17 protein-coding genes are annotated in these 17,217 nt (G+C 69.6%); 4 read left to right on the plus strand and 13 right to left on the minus strand.

Annotated elements, in window-relative coordinates; all coding sequences use genetic code 11:
- Positions 1-232: 232 nt before the first annotated feature.
- From rpsO to truB, 6 genes are all read right to left on the minus strand, one after another.
- Positions 233-502: a 30S ribosomal protein S15 gene (gene rpsO / locus GVV86_RS07075; protein ID WP_120166611.1), complete on the minus strand. Its 270-nt coding sequence runs from the start codon at positions 500-502 to the stop codon at positions 233-235.
- 135 nt (positions 503-637) lie between these two features.
- A complete protein-coding gene (locus tag GVV86_RS07080; protein WP_159616003.1) occupies positions 638-1,633 on the minus strand; it encodes a bifunctional riboflavin kinase/FAD synthetase in 996 nt (331 codons plus the stop codon).
- Positions 1,634-1,800: 167 nt separating this feature from the next.
- Positions 1,801-2,466, minus strand: a complete 666-nt coding sequence (locus GVV86_RS07085) for a DUF4345 domain-containing protein (protein ID WP_159616001.1) — start codon at positions 2,464-2,466, stop codon at positions 1,801-1,803.
- A 140-nt stretch (positions 2,467-2,606) separates the two neighbouring features.
- Positions 2,607-3,110, minus strand: a complete 504-nt coding sequence (locus tag GVV86_RS07090; protein WP_425483328.1) for a hypothetical protein — start codon at positions 3,108-3,110, stop codon at positions 2,607-2,609.
- Positions 3,107-3,475 (minus strand): hypothetical protein, encoded by a 369-nt coding sequence (locus tag GVV86_RS07095; protein ID WP_159802470.1) that lies wholly within the window; start codon positions 3,473-3,475, stop codon positions 3,107-3,109. Before GVV86_RS07095 ends, GVV86_RS07090 begins: the two co-directional genes overlap by 4 nt.
- Complete coding sequence (gene truB, locus GVV86_RS07100) at positions 3,475-4,377, minus strand: tRNA pseudouridine(55) synthase TruB (protein ID WP_281350560.1); 903 nt, start codon at positions 4,375-4,377, stop codon at positions 3,475-3,477. The genes GVV86_RS07095 and truB overlap by 1 nt, the downstream gene beginning before the upstream one ends.
- Positions 4,378-4,461: 84 nt before the next feature.
- Here truB and GVV86_RS07105 point away from each other — a divergent pair, with 84 nt between their 5' ends.
- Positions 4,462-5,637 (plus strand): pyridoxal phosphate-dependent aminotransferase, encoded by a 1,176-nt coding sequence (locus GVV86_RS07105; RefSeq protein WP_159615997.1) that lies wholly within the window; start codon positions 4,462-4,464, stop codon positions 5,635-5,637.
- Positions 5,638-5,720: 83 nt separating this feature from the next.
- Here the strand turns inward: GVV86_RS07105 and rbfA are convergent, their stop codons facing one another.
- The 5 genes from rbfA to GVV86_RS07130 form a co-directional block, all read right to left on the minus strand.
- Positions 5,721-6,179: a 30S ribosome-binding factor RbfA gene (gene rbfA, locus GVV86_RS07110; protein WP_120166623.1), complete on the minus strand. Its 459-nt coding sequence runs from the start codon at positions 6,177-6,179 to the stop codon at positions 5,721-5,723.
- A 109-nt stretch (positions 6,180-6,288) separates the two neighbouring features.
- Positions 6,289-9,255, minus strand: coding sequence for a translation initiation factor IF-2 (gene infB, locus GVV86_RS07115; RefSeq protein ID WP_159615995.1), 2,967 nt, complete (start codon positions 9,253-9,255; stop codon positions 6,289-6,291).
- A 152-nt stretch (positions 9,256-9,407) separates the two neighbouring features.
- Positions 9,408-9,779 carry a YlxR family protein gene (locus GVV86_RS18955; RefSeq protein WP_198812363.1) on the minus strand — a complete coding sequence of 124 codons (372 nt, stop codon included), beginning with the start codon at positions 9,777-9,779 and terminating at the stop codon, positions 9,408-9,410.
- A gap of 40 nt (positions 9,780-9,819) precedes the next feature.
- Complete coding sequence (gene nusA / locus GVV86_RS07125) at positions 9,820-10,800, minus strand: transcription termination factor NusA (RefSeq protein ID WP_133403304.1); 981 nt, start codon at positions 10,798-10,800, stop codon at positions 9,820-9,822.
- An 11-nt stretch (positions 10,801-10,811) separates the two neighbouring features.
- Positions 10,812-11,441 (minus strand): ribosome maturation factor RimP, encoded by a 630-nt coding sequence (locus GVV86_RS07130; protein WP_159616195.1) that lies wholly within the window; start codon positions 11,439-11,441, stop codon positions 10,812-10,814.
- 105 nt (positions 11,442-11,546) lie between these two features.
- On the opposite strand from GVV86_RS07130, the gene GVV86_RS07135 reads away from it, so the two are divergent.
- Genes GVV86_RS07135 through GVV86_RS07145 form a run of 3 tightly spaced genes read left to right on the plus strand, consistent with a single transcriptional unit; the run spans position 11,547 to position 14,407 of the window.
- On the plus strand, positions 11,547-12,647 hold the full coding sequence (locus GVV86_RS07135) for a DUF4439 domain-containing protein (RefSeq protein WP_159802285.1): 1,101 nt from the start codon (positions 11,547-11,549) through the stop codon (positions 12,645-12,647).
- Positions 12,644-13,366 (plus strand): VIT1/CCC1 transporter family protein, encoded by a 723-nt coding sequence (locus GVV86_RS07140; protein WP_159802287.1) that lies wholly within the window; start codon positions 12,644-12,646, stop codon positions 13,364-13,366. Before GVV86_RS07135 ends, GVV86_RS07140 begins: the two co-directional genes overlap by 4 nt.
- Before the next feature lie 9 nt (positions 13,367-13,375).
- The gene (locus tag GVV86_RS07145) at positions 13,376-14,407 is read left to right on the plus strand and encodes an aminoglycoside phosphotransferase family protein (protein ID WP_159802289.1); all 1,032 of its coding nucleotides are present in this window, start codon (positions 13,376-13,378) and stop codon (positions 14,405-14,407) included.
- Here GVV86_RS07145 and GVV86_RS07150 read toward each other — a convergent pair.
- Both GVV86_RS07150 and GVV86_RS07155 read right to left on the minus strand, forming a co-directional pair.
- Complete coding sequence (locus GVV86_RS07150; protein ID WP_159615991.1) at positions 14,394-15,203, minus strand: sulfite exporter TauE/SafE family protein; 810 nt, start codon at positions 15,201-15,203, stop codon at positions 14,394-14,396. The two genes, GVV86_RS07145 and GVV86_RS07150, sit on opposite strands and share 14 nt — an antisense overlap.
- Before the next feature lie 5 nt (positions 15,204-15,208).
- On the minus strand, positions 15,209-17,008 hold the full coding sequence (locus GVV86_RS07155) for a proline--tRNA ligase (RefSeq protein ID WP_159802291.1): 1,800 nt from the start codon (positions 17,006-17,008) through the stop codon (positions 15,209-15,211).
- Positions 17,009-17,217 lie beyond the last annotated feature (209 nt).

Raw genomic sequence — 17,217 nt, forward strand, 5'->3', positions numbered from 1 at the left:
GGCACCATTGTCGGGCGGCCCCTCGTGGGCCGCCTGTGCACCCGGTCTTCGATCGAGATCCACGGGACGGCGGCCTCTGCGGCCCGCCTCCCGGAGATCACTACCGAGGACCGCGAATGCGCGGTGCCTGCTGGCTCCAGATTTTTATCTAGCGGTGGTGCACCCGGACTGACCGGGCATAAGCGGAAGGCGGCTCCGTCTCCTCAGGAGATGGCGCCGCCTTCCATTCAACCTATCGGCGCAGGCCGAGGCGCTCGATGAGCGTCCGGTAACGCGTGATGTCGGTGTCGCGCAGGTAGTCCAGCAGGCGACGGCGGCGTCCGACCAGAAGAAGCAGGCCACGACGGGTGTGGTGGTCATGCTTGTGCATCTTCAGGTGTTCGGTCAGGTCGAGGATGCGGCGGGAAAGCATCGCGATCTGCACCTCGGGGGAACCGGTGTCCCCCTCGGAGGTGGCGTACTCTTTGATGATTTCCTGCTTGATAGCGGCGTCAAGGGCCACGTGTAACTCCTAGAGTTGTACCGTGAATAAGAGGTTTCGGCCGGCTGCCGGACCGTCCGCCGGAGCGGACCGCGCGAAGGCCTGACACACAAAAATCCAGCCACCACGGACTGCAGCCGGATCTCAGCCTCCAGTTTAGCCGCTGGCCTGCAGATCTGTCGAAAGCACCTGCCGCGAGCGGTCAACGTCGAGACCCATCTGCTCGGCCAGCGCCTCCGGTCCCGTGTAGGTGACCTGGCCCCGCAGCCGCTGGACGAACTCGACGACAATCCTCTGCCCGTACAGGTTGAAGGCCGAGATCTCCTCCTCCGGACGGTCGATGACATGCGCCTCGACCTGCCGGGTGACGCCGTCGAAGGTCGGGTTCGATCCGACGGAGATCGCGGCGGGCCACCGGGTCCCCGATCCGTCGACGAGCCAGCCGGCATAGATGCCGTCGGCCGGGATGTAGCCCTCGGCGTCGTCTGAGAGGTTGGCCGTCGGGAAACCCATCTCCCTTCCCCGTTTCGCCCCGTGGACCACCTCGCCGCGCATCCGGTGCGGGCGCCCGAGGATCCGGGCCGCGGTTTCCACATCGCCGGCGTCAAGCGATTCGCGCACCCAGGTCGAGGAGCAGCGGCGCGTTGCCTCACCGTCGCCGGTGGCCAGGGGGACGCTCGCCGCGAAGTCGTCGATGGCGAGGACCTCGAAGCCGAACCGCTGGCCAAGGGCGCGCATTGTCTCGAGGTCACCGCTGTTGCCGCGCCCAAACCGCACGTCATGTCCGATGACGACGGCGCGGGCGTGGAGCGCGTTCACGAGGACCTTCTCGACGAACTCTTCGGGGGTGTGGGAGGCGAGGTCGAGGGTGTAGTGCATCATCAGGACGCCGTCGATGCCGGTCTCGGCCAGCGTGTGCACCCGGTCCTCGAGCCCCATGATCAGCGCCGGTGCGCTGTCGGGGCGGTGGACCTGGGCGGGGTGCGGGTCGAAGGAGATGGCGACGGCCGCGGCGTCGCGCTTCCGCGCCGCCTCGACCAGGTGCTCCAGCACGCGCTGGTGGCCCCGGTGGACACCGTCGAAGTTGCCGAGCGTGAGGACCGACGGGCCGAAATCGTGGGGCACATCGGCAAGGTCTCTCCAGTAGAACACGCATCTCCTTCGCCGTTGCGGCTTTCCGCGGCGCGGGCCGGAGCGTCCGGTTCCCTGCAGCGCCAGTGTCCATTATTGCCGATAACGCGCTTCGGTATTTCACGGTTGCCGGAGGAAAGCTTCACAGGAGCCGCAGGCAGGATCACGGGGAAGTGCCGCCACTGGCATCAGCTGCGGGAGCTGAAGTCTTTCCGCAGCTGGGTGGTCTTGGTGATGTATTTATGCCACACCAGCAGGGCGGCCGGGAAGGCGAGCTCAACGACCATGAGGATGATCAGCAGGTAGTGGGGGGTTCCCGAGAACGCCCAGGACAGCACCCTGCCGATGCCCCCGGCGAAGACCATGAGGCAGACCAGCCACAGCATGTTGGCCCACTTGAACTTCACGGCGATGGTGACGAAGGCGGCCCCCACGCCGACCATCATCGCGGAGAAGAAACGGAACTGGTTCTCGAGGGTCGGGTTGACGGGCCGGGCGTCGGTGTCGGGAAGGCCCGCGGTGCCGAGGATCAGGTAGTAGGCGCCGAATCCGGCAAGGATCAGGCCCACGAGGACGACGACGGTGCGGAACATGCTCCAGTCGCTGCCGCCGATCCCCTCGCTCGCCTTGGTCTTCTCCGGAGGAGTCCCCTTCCTGGCGGAGTCTCCCTTGGTGGTCCCTTCCCTGGCCGGACCGGCTGAGGTGCGGGACGGCGCCGGCGTGGAGGGCGGTCGAGTGGAGGGCGGGGTTTCGGCCGGACCGGTGCCGGTCGATCCCGTGCTGGATGCGGAAGCCGCCGAGCCCGGGGTGTTGGTCCCCGGCCGGCCGTGCGGATCCGGGATGTTCGTGCTCATGGCTCTTCCTCGCTGTTTTTGCTGCTCCTGCCGCAATACTCTCACGCGGCAGAGGGACCGGAAAGGGCGATCTTGGGGCGACCGGCGGGTCGGGCCGCGGCACGCGGCCCCGGGCGGCTGCAGGCGGAGGGCGGTGCCGCCTAGGCGGGAACGGGGGCCGCCGGCCGATTGCGGTACAGCCACGCCAGGCCGAGGACCGGAAGGATCAGGGGGACGTAGCCGTAGCCCTGGCCGAAGGCGGACCACACGGTGTCGGCGGGAAAGGCCTGCGGGTCGAGGAGGCTGAAGATGCCCACGCCCAGCACGCCGATGAGTTCGACGCCGACGGCGGCGACGGAAATTCGATACCAGCGGGTGCCGGGCCGGGCCAGCGACACGGTCGCGAGGACGTAGACGGCGGCCGCGAAGGCGGTCAGCAGGTATGCCAGCGGTGCCTCGGAGAACTTGGTGGCGATCTGGAAGGCGGCCCGTGCGGAGGCGGCAAGGGCGAAGATCCCGTAGACGGCAATCAGCAGCCGTCCCGGGCCGTGCGTCCGCCGGCCCTCCCCTCCCCCGTCGGAACGGCCGGCGGGAGCGGCTCCGCCGCCGGAGGGAGTGCCCGCGTTTCCGGGGCCGCCGGCACCGCCGCTTCCGGTGTGCTTCACAGTCCTGCCACTCCGTCCCAAATCTGCTCCATTCGAACCAGCATGACAAAGACGGCGAGCCCGGCGGCGGCCAGCACGAGATTGCTCCAGCGGCTCCGCTCGAGGATGGCCCACCAGAATGCGCCTACCGGCAGGACCAGGGCCGTCAGGAGGTAGCCCCAGAACTCCCAGGCCTCGCCCAGCACCGGCTCTCCGCCGGCCTGCCGCACGCCGGCGGCCACGGCATAGACGAGCAGGAACAGCTCGACGACTGCCACGGAGAGGATGGTGATGTCGTTCGGGGGCTGGCGCAGCAGCGCTGCCCCGATGCACAGCAGGGCGGAGACGACGCCGATCACCGAGCCCGCAAGGAGGAATCCGTCCATCATGCCGGACCGTTTCCGGGTGCGAAGACGAGGAGGGCCCGGGCGTCCTGGCCGCGGTTCTCGAGAAGGGCGACAAGGGTGCCATTGGGCGAGTAGGCGGCCGCGGGCCCGCCCTCCTGCCCGGCGGGGATCTTCCGGCCGTGGGAGACGTCGTCGGCCTCGTCGGCGCTGAGCTCCCGCACCGGGAACAGGACGCGCCCGGCGTCGTCGAGCTCAAGCAGCGTCAGCGTTTCGGCAAGCTGGTCAAGGGTGGAGGCCTGCTCGATGGTGTAGGGGCCCACCCGGGTGCGCCGCAGCGCGGTGAGATGCCCACCCACCCCCAGGGCCTCCCCGAGGTCGCGGGCGAGGGCGCGGATGTAGGTGCCGGAGCTGCACTCGACGGTGACGTCGACGTCCTGATGCCGTCCGCCGTTGACGCGGCGGATGTCGTGGATCTCGAACCGGGAGATCGTGACGGACCGCGCCTCGAGCTGGACGTCCTCCCCCGAGCGCACCCTGGCGTAGGCCCGCTGGCCCTTGACCTTGATGGCGCTGACGCTGCTGGGCACCTGGGAGATCGTCCCGGTGAGTGTGCGCACGCCGGCGGCGATGTCCTCCGGCGTGATGGCGGCCGCAATGCTGCCTCCGGTGATCTCGCCTTCGGCGTCGTCGGTGATCGTCGACTGACCCAGCCGGATGGTGGCGGTGTAGGTCTTGTCGGTGCCGACGATGTAGGTGAGCAGCCGGGTGGCGCGGTTGACGCCGATCACCAGGACCCCGGTGGCCATCGGGTCGAGGGTGCCGGCGTGGCCGACCTTGCGGGTGCCCGCCAGCCTGCGCATGCGTCCGACGACGTCATGGCTGGTCCAGCCCTGGGGCTTGTCCACGATTATCAGCCCTGAGTGGACCTGCCCGGAATTCACGCCTCCCAGTATAGGGCGAAGCCGGGGCGCTCCCCACCGGCCGGTGCCGCCCGCGCGGCGCAGCGCAGGCGATAGCATTCCCCTATGCTTCCCGCCGCCCACGCCCGTCAGGTACCGGTCAACCAGATCCGCGAGATCACCCAGGCCGCGTGGGCCACGCCGCACTCGATCGTGCTCAGCATCGGGGAGCCCGGGTTCACCGTCGCCCGGCACGTCCTTGAGGCCTCGATGGCGGCGCTGGACCGCGACGAGACGAACTACACGCCAAATGCGGGCATCGCACCGCTGCGGGAGGCCTTCGCCGCCCGGTTCCTTGAGCACAACGGCGTGGCCGTGGATCCCTCGCAGGTCTATGTCACCGCCGGCGCCCAGCAGGGGCTGCACCTGGCGATGAGCACCCTCCTTGGGCCCGGCGACGAGGTGCTCATCCCCAACCCCGGCTACCCCACCTACCCGATGACGGCGGGGCTGGTGCACGCCGTCGCCGTCCCCTACCCGCTGCTGCCGGACAACGGCTTCCAGCCGCGCATCGAAGACCTCGAGGCGCTGGTGACCCCGCGCACCCGGATGCTCGTCCTCAATTCGCCGTCGAACCCGCTCGGGGCCGTGTTCGACGCCGATCTGACCCGGCGGCTGGTGGACCTCGCCCGGCGTCGGGACCTGTGGATCCTCTCCGATGAGTGCTACGAGGCGTTCACCTTCGACGTCGAGCATGTGAGCCCGGCACGCTTCGACGCCGGCGGCCCCGAGGCCCCCGCGGAGGCCGGCAGTCCGAGGGTCTTCACCTCCCTGACCCTGTCGAAGACCTACGGCCTCACGGGGCTGCGGATCGGCGCCCTGGTCACCCCGCCCGGCATGGAGGCGCTGCTGAACAACATCATGGAGGCCACCGTCTCCTGCGTTTCCGCGCCGTCCCAGTACGGCGCCCTCGCAGCGCTGACCGGGCCGCAGGACTACGTGGTCGACGCCCTGGCGCACTACCGGAAGAACCGGGACGCGGCCACGGCGGTGCTCCGGGAGCTCAATATTCCGTACCTGCCGGCGCAGGGGGCGTTCTACCTGTGGGCCGATGTCTCCCACGCCTCCGGCGGCGATGTCCGGGCGTGGGTCGCTTCCCTGCTGGAGACCCGGGGGGTGGCGCTGGCGCCGGGAACGGCGTTCGGCTCCGGGGGTGAGGGCTGGGTCCGGATTGCCCTGTGCACCGATACCGACGCGCTGGTTGAGGGCCTCGGCCGCCTCCCGCACAGAAAAAGCAGCTGACCAACGGTCAACTGCTTCTTCTATGCACCGTGAGCCGGTGCCGGTTCGGCCGGACGTGCCCGGCCCTCAACCCGGCGGAGGCCCTAGAGCCCGCGCGGAGCCTCGGTTGACTCCTCGTCGCGCTCCTCGGCGGTGCGGTACGGGTCGGCGTCGCCGGCGAATTCGGCGCCCTGGGCGATGGCTGCCACTTCGGCGTCGCGTTCGCGGGCCTTCCGGAGGAGCTCCTCGAGGTGGCCGGCGTTCACCGGAATCTCGTCGGGAACGAACTCCAGCGTCGGCGTGAGCCGCGCCGTGATGTTCTTGCCGACTTCGGCGCGCAGGATGCCGCGGGCGGATTCGAGGGCCGCCCGGGTGGCCTGCTGCTCGTCCTCGTCACCGAGCACCGTGTAGTAGAGGGTGGCGTGCTGGAGGTCGTTGGTGACGCGTGCATCGGTCAGGGTCACTGCTTCGAGCCGTGGATCCTTGACCCTGCGGCGGAGAGCCTCGGCGACAATCACCTTGATCCGCTGTGCGAGCCGCGCAGCGCGTGCCGGATCTGCCATTACTCTTCCTCCTGTTGCTCTGGTCTGCTGAAACGTTGAGCCGGCCGCAGAACGGCCGGCGGACAGCACAGGCGCCCCGGATCCCGGAGCGCCTGTGCTGTGCTACCTGCTAGACGCGGGGCTTCTCCCGCATTTCGAAGGTCTCGATGGTGTCGCCTTCCTTGATGTCGTTGAAGGACCCAAGGCCGATACCGCACTCGAAGTCCGTCCGGACCTCGGTGACGTCGTCCTTGAACCGCTTGAGCGAGTCGACGGTGAGGCCCTCGCCGATAACCTTGCCCTCGCGCAGGACGCGGGCCTTGGTGTTGCGGCGGATGATCCCCGAGCGGACGATCGAGCCTGCGATGTTTCCGAACTTCGAGGAACGGAAGACTTCGCGGACTTCGGCGGTGCCGAGCTGGACCTCCTCGTACTCCGGCTTGAGCATGCCCTTGAGGGCGAGCTCAATGTCATCGATGGCTGCATAGATGACGGAGTAGAAGCGCATGTCCACGCCTTCACGCTCGGCCAGGTCGGCCACGCGCTCGGCGGGCTTGACGTTGAAGCCGATGATGATCGCGTTGTCCACGGTCGCCAGGTTGACGTCGTTCTGGGTGATGGCGCCGACGCCGCGGTGGATGACGCGCAGCTGCACGCCTTCGCCGACGTCGATCTTGAGCAGCGAATCCTCGAGCGCCTCAACGGCACCGGAGACGTCACCCTTGAGGATGAGGTTGAGGGTGTCAACCTTGCCCTCGGCCACGGCCTGGTCGAAGTCCTCGAGGCTGATGCGCTTGCGGCGCTTCGCCAGGGCGGCGTTGCGGTCAGCGGTCTCACGCTTCTCGGCGATCTGGCGGGCGGTGCGCTCGTCGTCGGTGACGAAGAACGTGTCGCCTGCCCTCGGCACTGTGGAAAGACCGAGCACCTGGACGGGCCGCGACGGTCCGGCAGTGGTGACCACATCGCCGTTTTCGTTGAACATGGCACGGACGCGTCCGTGGGCCGTTCCGGCGACGATGGTGTCTCCGACGCGCAGCGTTCCCGACTGGACCAGGACCGTCGCAACGGCGCCGCGGCCCTTGTCGAGGTTTGCCTCGATGGCGATGCCGCGGGCGTCCTTGTTCGGGTTCGCCCGCATGTCGAGCGCCGCGTCGGCGGTCAGCAGGACCGCTTCGAGCAGCTCGTCGATGCCGTCGCCCTTGAGCGCGGAGACGTGGACGAACATGGTGTCGCCGCCGTATTCCTCGGGAACCAGGCCGTATTCGGTCAGCTGTCCCTTGACCTTGTCCGGGTTCGCGCCTTCCTTATCCATCTTGTTCACTGCGACGACGATCGGCACGTTGGCCGCCTGGGCGTGGTTGAGTGCCTCAACGGTCTGCGGCATGACGCCGTCGTCCGCTGCGACAACCAGCACCGCGATGTCGGTGACGCTGGCACCACGGGCACGCATGGCGGTGAACGCCTCGTGACCGGGGGTGTCGATGAAGGTGATCGCGCGTTCCGAGTCCTCCATCTCGTGCTGGATCTGGTAGGCACCGATGTGCTGGGTGATGCCGCCGTGCTCGCCCTCGACAACCTTGGTGTTGCGGACGGCGTCCAGGAGGCGCGTCTTACCGTGGTCCACGTGGCCCATGACGGTGACGACCGGAGGACGTGCCTCCAGCTGCTCGTCGCCCTCGGCCTCAAGCTCGGCATCGAAGTCGATGTCGAAGCTGCTGAGCAGCTCGCGCTCTTCGTCCTCGGGGGAAACGACCTGGATCAGGTAGCCCAGCTCGGTTCCGAGCACCTGGAAGGTGTCCTCGTCGAGTGACTGGGTTGCCGTCGCCATTTCGCCGAGGTGGAAGAGCACCGTGACCAGGGCCGCCGGGTTCGCCTCGATCTTGTCGGCGAAGTCGGTGATCGATGCACCGCGGCGCAGGCGGACGACGGTGTTTCCGTCGCCACGGGGAACGCTGACGCCGCCCAGCGAGGGAGCCGACATCTGCTCGAGTTCCTGCCGCTTGGCACGCTTCGACTTGCGCTGCTTGCCGCGGCCTGCTCCTCCCTTACCGAAGGCTCCGGCGGTGCCGCCGCGTCCGCGGCCGCCCTTGCCGAAACCGCCGCCTGCGGGGGCTCCACCGGGGCTTGCCGGAGCTCCACCGGGACCGCGGCGCGGTCCTGCACCCGCTCCGGGCGCGCCGCGGCCGGGGGCTGCGGGACGCTCGGTGCGGTTGGGCATCATGCCCGGGGTGGGACGGTTTCCACCGGGACCGGCGGGACGGGGCGCACCCGGACGCGGAGCGCCCGGACGGGGTCCACCGGCGCCTGCTGCCGGGCGGGGTCCGCCGGCGCCTGCTGCCGGACGGGGACCACCCGGACCTGCCGCCGGGCGGGGTCCGCGCTCGTCCTCACGGCGTCCACCCGGGCGGGGCATGCCCTGGGAGGGGGCGAACGGGTTGTTGCCCGGACGCGGTCCGCCACCGGGACGGTCGCCCGTCCGGTCGGCCGGACGATCTCCGTCGCCGCGACGGGAGCCCATGCCCTGTGAGGGGGCGAAGGGGTTGTTGCCCGGACGCGGTCCGCCGCCGGGGCGGGTGCTGCCGGGACGGGCCGCACCTGCCGCAGGAGGGGTTGCTGCGGTGCGGGGTGCCGGACGGGCACCGGGCTTGGCGGCCGAGGAGCTTCCGGCCGGGGTGCCGTCGCCGGCCGGTGCCTGCGGGGCGGCCGGCTCGGAGAACGGTGAGGGGCTGGCAGCAGGCGCCTGCTCCTGCGCGTCGGCCGGGGCCTGCTGCGCCGGAGCCTGCTCGGCGTCTGCCGGCTTCGGCTGGGCGCCCGGGCTCGGAACCGCGGCGGGCGCCGGTGACGGGGCCGCCGGGGCGGGCTCCGCGCTGGCCGGCGCTGACGGTGCCGGTGCTGAGGCCTTGGGCGCCGAAGCGGCCGCGTCGGTCTTGGATGCACCGTTGGATGGGAAGGCGCCGCGAAGTTTCTTCACGACGGGGGCCTCAATGGTTGAGGAGGCGGAACGGACGAATTCGCCCAGTTCCTGCAGTTTTGCTACTGCGTCTTTCGAGGTAATACCGAGCTCTTTTGCGAGTTCGTGTACGCGGACCTTGGCCACATTTCTCCTGTCTCGGTCCGCACCGAGTCAGGTACGAACCGTCTAATTCCTACTGCAGAACCCGCCTGCCGAGGCAGCCGGGAAGCCGAATGCAGAGCTCAACGGATTGTTCATCGTTGGGCACTCATCGCTGGGTACTCATCGGGTTTCCATCAGTTTTCTGACCCGCTTTCAGGGAGGACGGTTTCTTGCCTGGGGCCGTTGGAGGTCCCAGTGAGTGCATGGAATTGAAGCGCCAGTTGCCCGGTCTCGACAGCGCCCCGAAAAGCACGGTGAAATGCCTTGCGTCGAAGAGCCGTTTCCATACAGGCCGGATCCGGGTGCAGCCATGCGCCCCGACCGGACAGCCGGCGGTGCGCGTCAAGCACGGCGACCTTACCTTCGTCGCCTGCCTGGGCCACCACCCGCATTAGTTCCGACTGGTCTCCGCGCTGCCGGCAGCCGATGCAGGTCCGGATGGGGTGGAACCCCGTGTCCGTCGTGCCCGGTCCGCCGAGGCGCATGAAATCCTCAGTCCCTTCCATTCTACCGCTTCCGCGAACGATGTTGTTACCCGCGCCCCGCTCAGGCCTTGGCGGGCTGGGCGGCGTCGGAGACGATGTCGATGCGCCAGCCGGTGAGCTTGGCGGCAAGGCGCGCGTTCTGGCCCTCCTTGCCGATGGCAAGGGAGAGCTGGTAGTCGGGGACGACGACGCGGGCCGAGCGGGTCGTCTCGTCGGTGATCGTCACCGATGACACCCGCGACGGCGACAGCGAGCTGGCGATGAAGGTGGCGGCGTCGTCGCTGTAGTCGACGATGTCGATCTTCTCGTCGTTGAGCTCACTCATGACCGCACGCACCCGCGAGCCCATCTCCCCGATGCAGGCACCCTTGGCGTTGACGCCGGGGACGTTGGCCTTGACGGCGATCTTCGTGCGGTGCCCGGCCTCGCGGGCAAGCGCCACAATCTCGACGGTCTTATCGGCGATCTCGGGAACTTCGAGTTCGAAGAGCTTCCGCACCAGGCCCGGGTGGGAGCGTGAGAGCGTGATCGAGGGGCCCTTCATCCCGCGGTGGACGTCGACGACGAAGGCGCGCAGCCGGGTGCCGTGGAGGTACTTCTCCCCCGGCACCTGCTCGGGCGGCGGCAGCACTGCTTCGACCGAGCCGAGGTTGACCTGGATCATGTGCGGGTTGCTGCCCTGCTGGATCATGCCGGCGACGAGTTCGCCCTCCTTGCCGCGGAACTCGCCGAGGATGTTGTCGTCCTCGGCGTCGCGCAGCCGCTGCAGGATGATCTGCCGGGCGGTGCTCGCGGCGATGCGCCCGAAACCGCTGGGCGTGTCGTCGAACTCGCCGACCGGCTCGCCGTCGTCGTCAACCTCGGTCGCCCAGATGGTCACGTGGCCGTTCTTGCGGTCGAGTTCGGCCCGCGCCTTTTCCACCGCGCCGGGGCTGCGGTGGTAGGCCACGAGCAGGGCCTGTTCGATCGTGGGGATCAGCAGGTCAAGCGGGATCTCCCGTTCGCGCTCGAGCAGCCTCAGCGCGCTCATATCAATATCCATTGGGGGACTCCTTATGCTGGGTGCGCCGGGCCGGGATCGCCCGGACCGTCGGCACCGTTGTCTTCGTGGTGTTCATCCTCGGCGTGCGCAAATTCGACCTGCACCGTGCCTTTGCGGATTCGGGAAAATTCAAGGGTCATCGGTTCGCCCTGGCGGGGTTTCATCCCCTTTTTGACGGGCAGCTGCGGAAGCAGCCGGATGCCGTCGGCGGACACCTCGAGCAGCCGTCCCACGACGGTGTCGCCGCTGGCCGGCGTCACCTCGACGAGCCGGCCGAGGTTCCGGCGCCAGTGCCGCGGCTCGGTCAGGGGGCGCGAGACTCCAGGCGAGGAGATTTCGAGGCTGTACGGCCTGCCGTCGTCGTGGGGGTCGTTGTCCATGGCTTCGGAGAGGTCGAGGGAGACATTCGAGATGACGTCGAGGCCGATGCCGCCCTGCCGGTCCTCCGGGAGGTCGACGATGACGTGGACGGTGCGCTGCACGCCGGCGGTCTTGATGTCGATGTCCTCGAGGAAGAGGTCGTGCTTCTCGACGACCGGCTGGAGCAGGTCCCGGAGCCTCTGCGCTTCCGCCTGCAGCTCGGCATCTTGGGCCGCTTTGCGCGGCGACGACGGATTTCCCTGGCCGGACCGAACCGCCATAGCTGCCTCCCACTCGATGATGTTGTCTCCCAAGAGTACCGACTTTCGGTAGGCGCAGATGTATCGGCGGCTCAAACCGGCCCGTTCATGACATGATCTCTTCCTGTGACGACACCCCCGCCCCGCCAGCGCATCACCGGGAAGAAGGGTGCCCCTCCCGCCGGTTTCCGGGTGGCCGGGCTCCTGGTTCCGGTGCTGGTTTTCCTGCTGGTGACGGGCGCCGGAGTCGCCGCGCTGAGCCCCCGCGGCGGGCCGGAACCAAGCTTCACGGAACGGGCGCAGCAGGCCTCCGCAGACCGTGCCCGGGACCTCGCCGCCGACGCCGCCGTGCTTGCCGCCTCCGCGCCGACGGCCGGTTATGCCGACACCGCGGAGCTGCTTGCGGCGCAGGCGCGCGGCCTCGCCCCGGCCGGCCAGGGCGGCGCGCGGGGGCAGGATTCGGGCACCCGCTCCGGCACCGGGTCCGGCGGTCCGGAGGCGACCGCGGAGAGTACCGGCCCGGCCGGGCCCGTGACCCCTGCGGGGTTCCTTGAGGACCTCACCGCGTCGGCCGGCAGGAACCTCTCCGACGCGGTCAAGGCCGAGCCCGGGATCGCGAGGCTACTCGCCTCGGTCGGCAGCAGCCAGTGGCAGCAGGCCGCCTCCCTTGGCGCCCTGCTGGGCCTGCCCGCCGAGGCTCCCGCTGCGGCCGCCCTGGACGCGGCCGACGGTCCGGCGTGCACGGATGAACCCCGGGGCAGCGCCGAACAGCGCCGCGCGCTGCTGGCGGCCGTCCGCACCGAGGACAGGGCCGTCTACGCCTATGAGGTGGCCGCCGCCCGGCTGCCCGATCCTGAGAATCTGCTGGCGGCCTCCCGGGAGCACGCGGCGGTCGCCGCCGCGGCCACCTCAGCGCTGGCCGGGCTCTGCGCCGCACCGGCGCCGGTGCCCTCGGCCTACGCCCTGGCCCCGGAGTTCCTCGCCGACCCCGCGGCCGGCATCGCGCAGCTGGAGCAGGAGTTGAGCGTGTTCTACGGTTCGGTGGTCGGCTCGGGCGGACCGGAACTTCGGGGCTGGGCGGTCGGGCGGCTCACCACCGCCGTCCAGCGCAGCTTCGCCCTGGACGGCGTCGCTGAGCCCTTCCCCGGCATTCCCGTCGAGGAGCAGGCGCTGCCCGCGGCGGAGAGCACCGACGGATCCAACGCGGAGGATACTGGGAAACCATGAGCGGAAATGATGCCTTCCACGACGGCGAACCGCACCGGGGCGCGCTCGCCCAACGCCTGAACCGCCTGCGCGCGGGAGTCCTCGGGGCGAACGACGGCATCGTCTCGGTGGCCGCCGTCGTCGTCGGAGTCGCCGGCGTGACCACCGCCTCCGGGCCCATCCTCACCGCCGGGGTGGCTGCCCTGGTCGGCGGAGCCCTCTCGATGGCCCTTGGCGAATACGTGTCGGTGAGCAGCCAGAGCGACAGCCAGCGGGCCCTGATCGAAAAGGAACGCCGTGAGCTTGAGGAGGAGCCGGAGGAGGAACTGCTCGAACTGGCCGGCCTGTACCAGGCGAAGGGCCTCAGCGCCGAGACCGCGATGACGGTGGCGGTCGAGCTCACCGAAAGGGACGCCCTTGGCGCGCACCTTTCGGCGGAACTGGGCATCGAAGCGGACGACGTCGTCAGCCCCTGGCACGCCGCATTCGCGTCGGCCGTGGCCTTCACCGTCGGGGCCCTGCTGCCACTGATCGCCGTTATGCTTCCCCCGACCGGGCTGCGGGTTCCCGTCACCTTCGCGGCCGTCCTCATGGCCCTTGCCCTGACCGGCGGCCTCGGAGCACAGGTGGGCGGCGGATCGAAGCTGCGCGCCGCGCTGAGGGTCGTTGTTGGAGGGTTCCTCGCCCTCCTGGCCACCTTCCTGATCGGAAACCTGCTCGGGGCCACGAATCTCGTATAGCGTGCTGGAATGACAGGTTTCGCAGTCGAGCTCCCCGAGGGGCTGAAGCGCGCCGCGCGGCAGCTGCCCGGCGGAAGCGCCTGGCTGCGGAACTGGCCCGGTATCCTCCAGCGGTACCTCGAAGCCTGGGAGCTGACCCTCGATCTTCCCTCCGGCCGGCCGCCCTGGTCCGGGCAGTGCTCGGTGGTCCTGCCGGTACGCACCTCGGATGCTACGGAGGCCGCGCTGAAGATCGGCGTCCCGCACGAGGAGTCCCGCACCGAGCCCGAGGCGCTCACGCTGTGGGGCGGCGCCGGGGCCGTGCGGCTGCTGGCCTCCAACGCCGCGGACTCCATCCTTCTGCTGGAGCGCCTCGATGCGCGCCGCCCGCTCGGGTCGCTTCCGTTGGAGCAGACGACGGCCATCTGGGGTGCGCTGATGCGGCGGCTGTCGCTGCGCCCGGACGGCAGGAGCGAATGGGCGCAGATCCCCGCGCTCGCCGCCGAGGCCGAGACCTGGACCGACACCCTGCCCGCGGACTGGGAGGCCACCGGCAGGCCGTTCCCGCGGTGGCTGCTTGAGCACGCACTTGAGACCTGCCAGGTGCGTGGAGCCGTGGGCCGGCGCTCGGCACGGGACGTGCTGGTGCACTCGGACCTTCACTACGGGAACATCCTGGCCCGCCGCGCGCATGAGGGCGACGCCGAGGACGCGGTGGCGGAGCAGCCGTCGGCCCGCGGCTTCGTCGCCATCGATCCCAAGCCCCTGATCGGGGACGCCGAGTACGCCGTCGCGCCCATGCTGTGGAACCGGATCGGGGACCTGCCGCCCGTCGATCCGGCCGCGGAGCTGCGCCTGCGGTGCGCCGCGCTGGCTGCGTCGGCCGGCCTGGATCCGGACCTGGCCCGCGACTGGGCGGTGGTGCGGGAGGTGCGCAACACCCTCTACTACCTTGAGCTGGGTTCCCCGGGGCATGCCAGGCGGTCCCTGTGGGTGGCGAGTTCCCTGCTGGGGCGGACGCTGCCGGATCTCCCCCCGGCGCACCTGCTTAGCGCTCCGTGAGCGGCCTGAGGTTTTCGACCCACACGTCGTAGCCGAGCTTCACGATGAGGGCGCCGACCACGACGAGGAAGATGATGCGGATGAACCGGCTCCCCCGGGTGATGGCCATGCGGGAGCCGAGATACCCGCCGACCATATTGGCCGCCCCCAGCAGGAGCCCGAGGCCCCACAGGATGGAGCCGTGCGGCAGGAAGAACACCAGGGCGCCGAAGTTGGTGGCCATGTTGACGATCTTGGCCTTCGCGCTCGCGCCCAGGAAGCTGTAGCCGAGCAGCGTCACCATCGCGATGACGAGGAAGGAGCCGGTGCCAGGGCCGATCAGTCCGTCGTAGAACCCGATCACTGCGCCGATGGCCCCTGCGGTTCCGTAGTGCCGCCGGCCGGAATACTTGAGCTTCGTCAGTGTTCCGACGGTGGGCCGCAGGGCGGTGAAAACCGCGACGGCGATCAGGGCCGCGACGATGATCGGCTTGAACACCGACGAGGGCAGCGAGGCCGCCAGCACCGCCCCGCCGAAGCTGCCCGCCAGCGCAATCAGCGCCATGGGAACGGCGGTGCGGAGGTCGGGGTGGGCACGGCGGTAGTAGGTGATGGCGCTCGTCGTGGTGCCGAAGATCGAGCCCATCTTGTTCGTCGCCAGCGCCTGGACGGGCGTGATGCCCGGAACCAGGAGCAGCGCCGGCAGCTGGAGCAGCCCTCCTCCGCCCACCACGGCGTCGATCCAGCCGGCGGCCAGGCCGGCGATGAGCACCAGCAGAATCGTCGCCAGCTCGATTTCCTCGAGCCCGGAGACCACCGGCGCTAGCCGTTCAGGAGGGTGCGGAGGTGCTCCAGCGCCTCATCGACGGCGACGGATGCGGCTTCTCCGGTCCGCCGGTCCTTCACCTCGATGACGCCGTCGGCCAGGCCGCGGCCCACCACGACGATGGTGGGGACGCCGATCAGTTCGGCGTCGCCGAACTTCACCCCGGGTGAGACCTTGGGCCGGTCGTCGTACATCACGTCGAAGCCGGCTGCCTCGAGGTCCCCGGCGAGCTTCTCGGCGGCGGCGAAGATCTCCTCGCCCTTGCCGGTGGCGACGATGTGCACGTCGGCGGGGGCGACGTTGCGGGGCCAGATGATGCCCTTGTCGTCGTGGTTGGCTTCGGCCAGGGCCGCAACGGCCCGGGTGACGCCGACGCCGTAGGAGCCCATGGTGACGGTGGCCAGCTTGCCGTTGGCGTCGAGGACCTTCAGGCCGAGGGCCTCGGTATATAGACGGCCGAGCTGGAAGATGTGGCCCATCTCGATGCCGCGGGCGGCCTGCAGCGGCCCGGAGCCGTCCGGGGCCTCGTCCCCTTCGCGCACCTCGACGGCCTCGATGACCCCGTCCCAGGCGAAGTCGCGGCCTGCGACGAGGCCGAAGACGTGCTTTCCGTGCTGGTTCGCACCGGTGATCCAGGTGGTGCCGGAGACGATGCGCGGGTCGACGAGGTAGCGCAGGCCGGTGCTGCCCTCCAGTCCGATCACCGGCTCGCCGAGGCTCAGGCCCGGGCCGATGTAGCCCTTCACCAGGCCGGGGTGCTTCTTGAGGTCTTCATCGGTTGCGGCTTCGACGGCGACCTCGCCGCCCACCTCCAGGTGGCTGCCGATGGTCGCCTCCATGCGCTTGAGGTCGACGGTGCGGTCCCCGGGCACACCGACGACGAAGATCTCGCGGCCGCCGGTGGGCAGCACAGCGGCAAGGACGACGTTCTTGAGGGTGTCCGCAGCAGTCCAGGGCTCCCCTTCCCGCGGCGCATTCGCGTTGGCCGAGTTCACCAGCGTCTCGATGGTGGGGGTGTCGGGGGTGTCGAGCACCTCGGCCGCAGGGGCGCCGGAATAGTCGAGCTCGGGCGGCACGACGGTGGTGACGGCCTCGACGTTCGCGGTGTAGCCTCCGGCGGAGCGGACGAAGGTGTCCTCGCCGATGTCGGTGGGGTGGAGGAATTCCTCGCTCTTGGAGCCGCCCATGGCGCCGGAGGTCGCCGTCACCGGGATGACCTCAAGTCCGAGGCGCTCAAAGATGCGCAGGTAGGCCTTCCGGTGCAGCTGGTAGCTGCGCTCCAGGCCGGCGTCGTCGATGTCGAAGGAGTAGGAGTCCTTCATGATGAATTCGCGGCCGCGCAGCAGGCCGGCGCGGGGCCGGGCCTCGTCGCGGTACTTGTTCTGGATCTGGTACAGGCTGACCGGGAGGTCCTTGTAGGAGTTGTACAGGTCCTTCACCAGCAGCGTGAACATTTCCTCGTGGGTGGGGGCCAGGAGGTAGTCGGCGCCCTTGCGGTCCTGAAGGCGGAAGATGCCGTCGCCGTACTCGGTCCACCGGTTCGTCACCTCGTAGGGTTCCTTCGGCAGCAGGGCCGGGAAGTGGACTTCCTGCGCGCCGATGGCCGCCATCTCCTCACGGATGATCGTTTCAACCCGGCCCAGGACCTTCAGGCCCAGCGGCAGCCAGCTGTAGATCCCCGGGGCGGCCCGGCGGATGTAGCCCGCGCGCACCAGCAACCGGTGGCTTGCCACTTCGGCTTCGGCAGGGTCTTCACGCAGGGTGCGCAGGAACAGGGTTGAGAGTCGTAGGACCACGCTGGGGAATCCGTTTCTTCGAGACAGGCCCCGACCGGGCGGGGAACAACAGGTACCAATCTATCGGCTCCGGGGCTCCGGCAACGACAGCCGCCGCCGCAGACCTGCCGCGATGGCGACGGTGGGCGCGGCTCCGGCGCACAGTCAACGGGGGACACCGGCCTCCGCGCGGCGGGTACGGCGGTGGTGCACGGCCGCAGCCGTCTCCT

Source organism: Arthrobacter zhaoguopingii, from assembly GCF_009828595.1.
In the GTDB taxonomy this organism is placed as follows: Bacteria; Actinomycetota; Actinomycetes; order Actinomycetales; family Micrococcaceae; genus Arthrobacter_D; species Arthrobacter_D zhaoguopingii.

Coding starts and splice junctions, on each gene's coding strand:
- rbfA (WP_120166623.1), bottom strand. CDS start 6,179: ATGGCAGATCCGGCACGCGCTGCGCGGCTCGCACAGCGGATCAAGGTG.
- GVV86_RS07130 (WP_159616195.1), bottom strand. CDS start 11,441: ATGGCGGTTCGGTCCGGCCAGGGAAATCCGTCGTCGCCGCGCAAAGCG.
- GVV86_RS07140 (WP_159802287.1), top strand. CDS start 12,644: ATGAGCGGAAATGATGCCTTCCACGACGGCGAACCGCACCGGGGCGCG.
- GVV86_RS07095 (WP_159802470.1), bottom strand. CDS start 3,475: ATGGACGGATTCCTCCTTGCGGGCTCGGTGATCGGCGTCGTCTCCGCC.
- nusA (WP_133403304.1), bottom strand. CDS start 10,800: ATGGATATTGATATGAGCGCGCTGAGGCTGCTCGAGCGCGAACGGGAG.
- GVV86_RS07085 (WP_159616001.1), bottom strand. CDS start 2,466: ATGAGCACGAACATCCCGGATCCGCACGGCCGGCCGGGGACCAACACC.
- GVV86_RS18955 (WP_198812363.1), bottom strand. CDS start 9,779: ATGGAAGGGACTGAGGATTTCATGCGCCTCGGCGGACCGGGCACGACG.
- GVV86_RS07105 (WP_159615997.1), top strand. CDS start 4,462: ATGCTTCCCGCCGCCCACGCCCGTCAGGTACCGGTCAACCAGATCCGC.
- GVV86_RS07145 (WP_159802289.1), top strand. CDS start 13,376: ATGACAGGTTTCGCAGTCGAGCTCCCCGAGGGGCTGAAGCGCGCCGCG.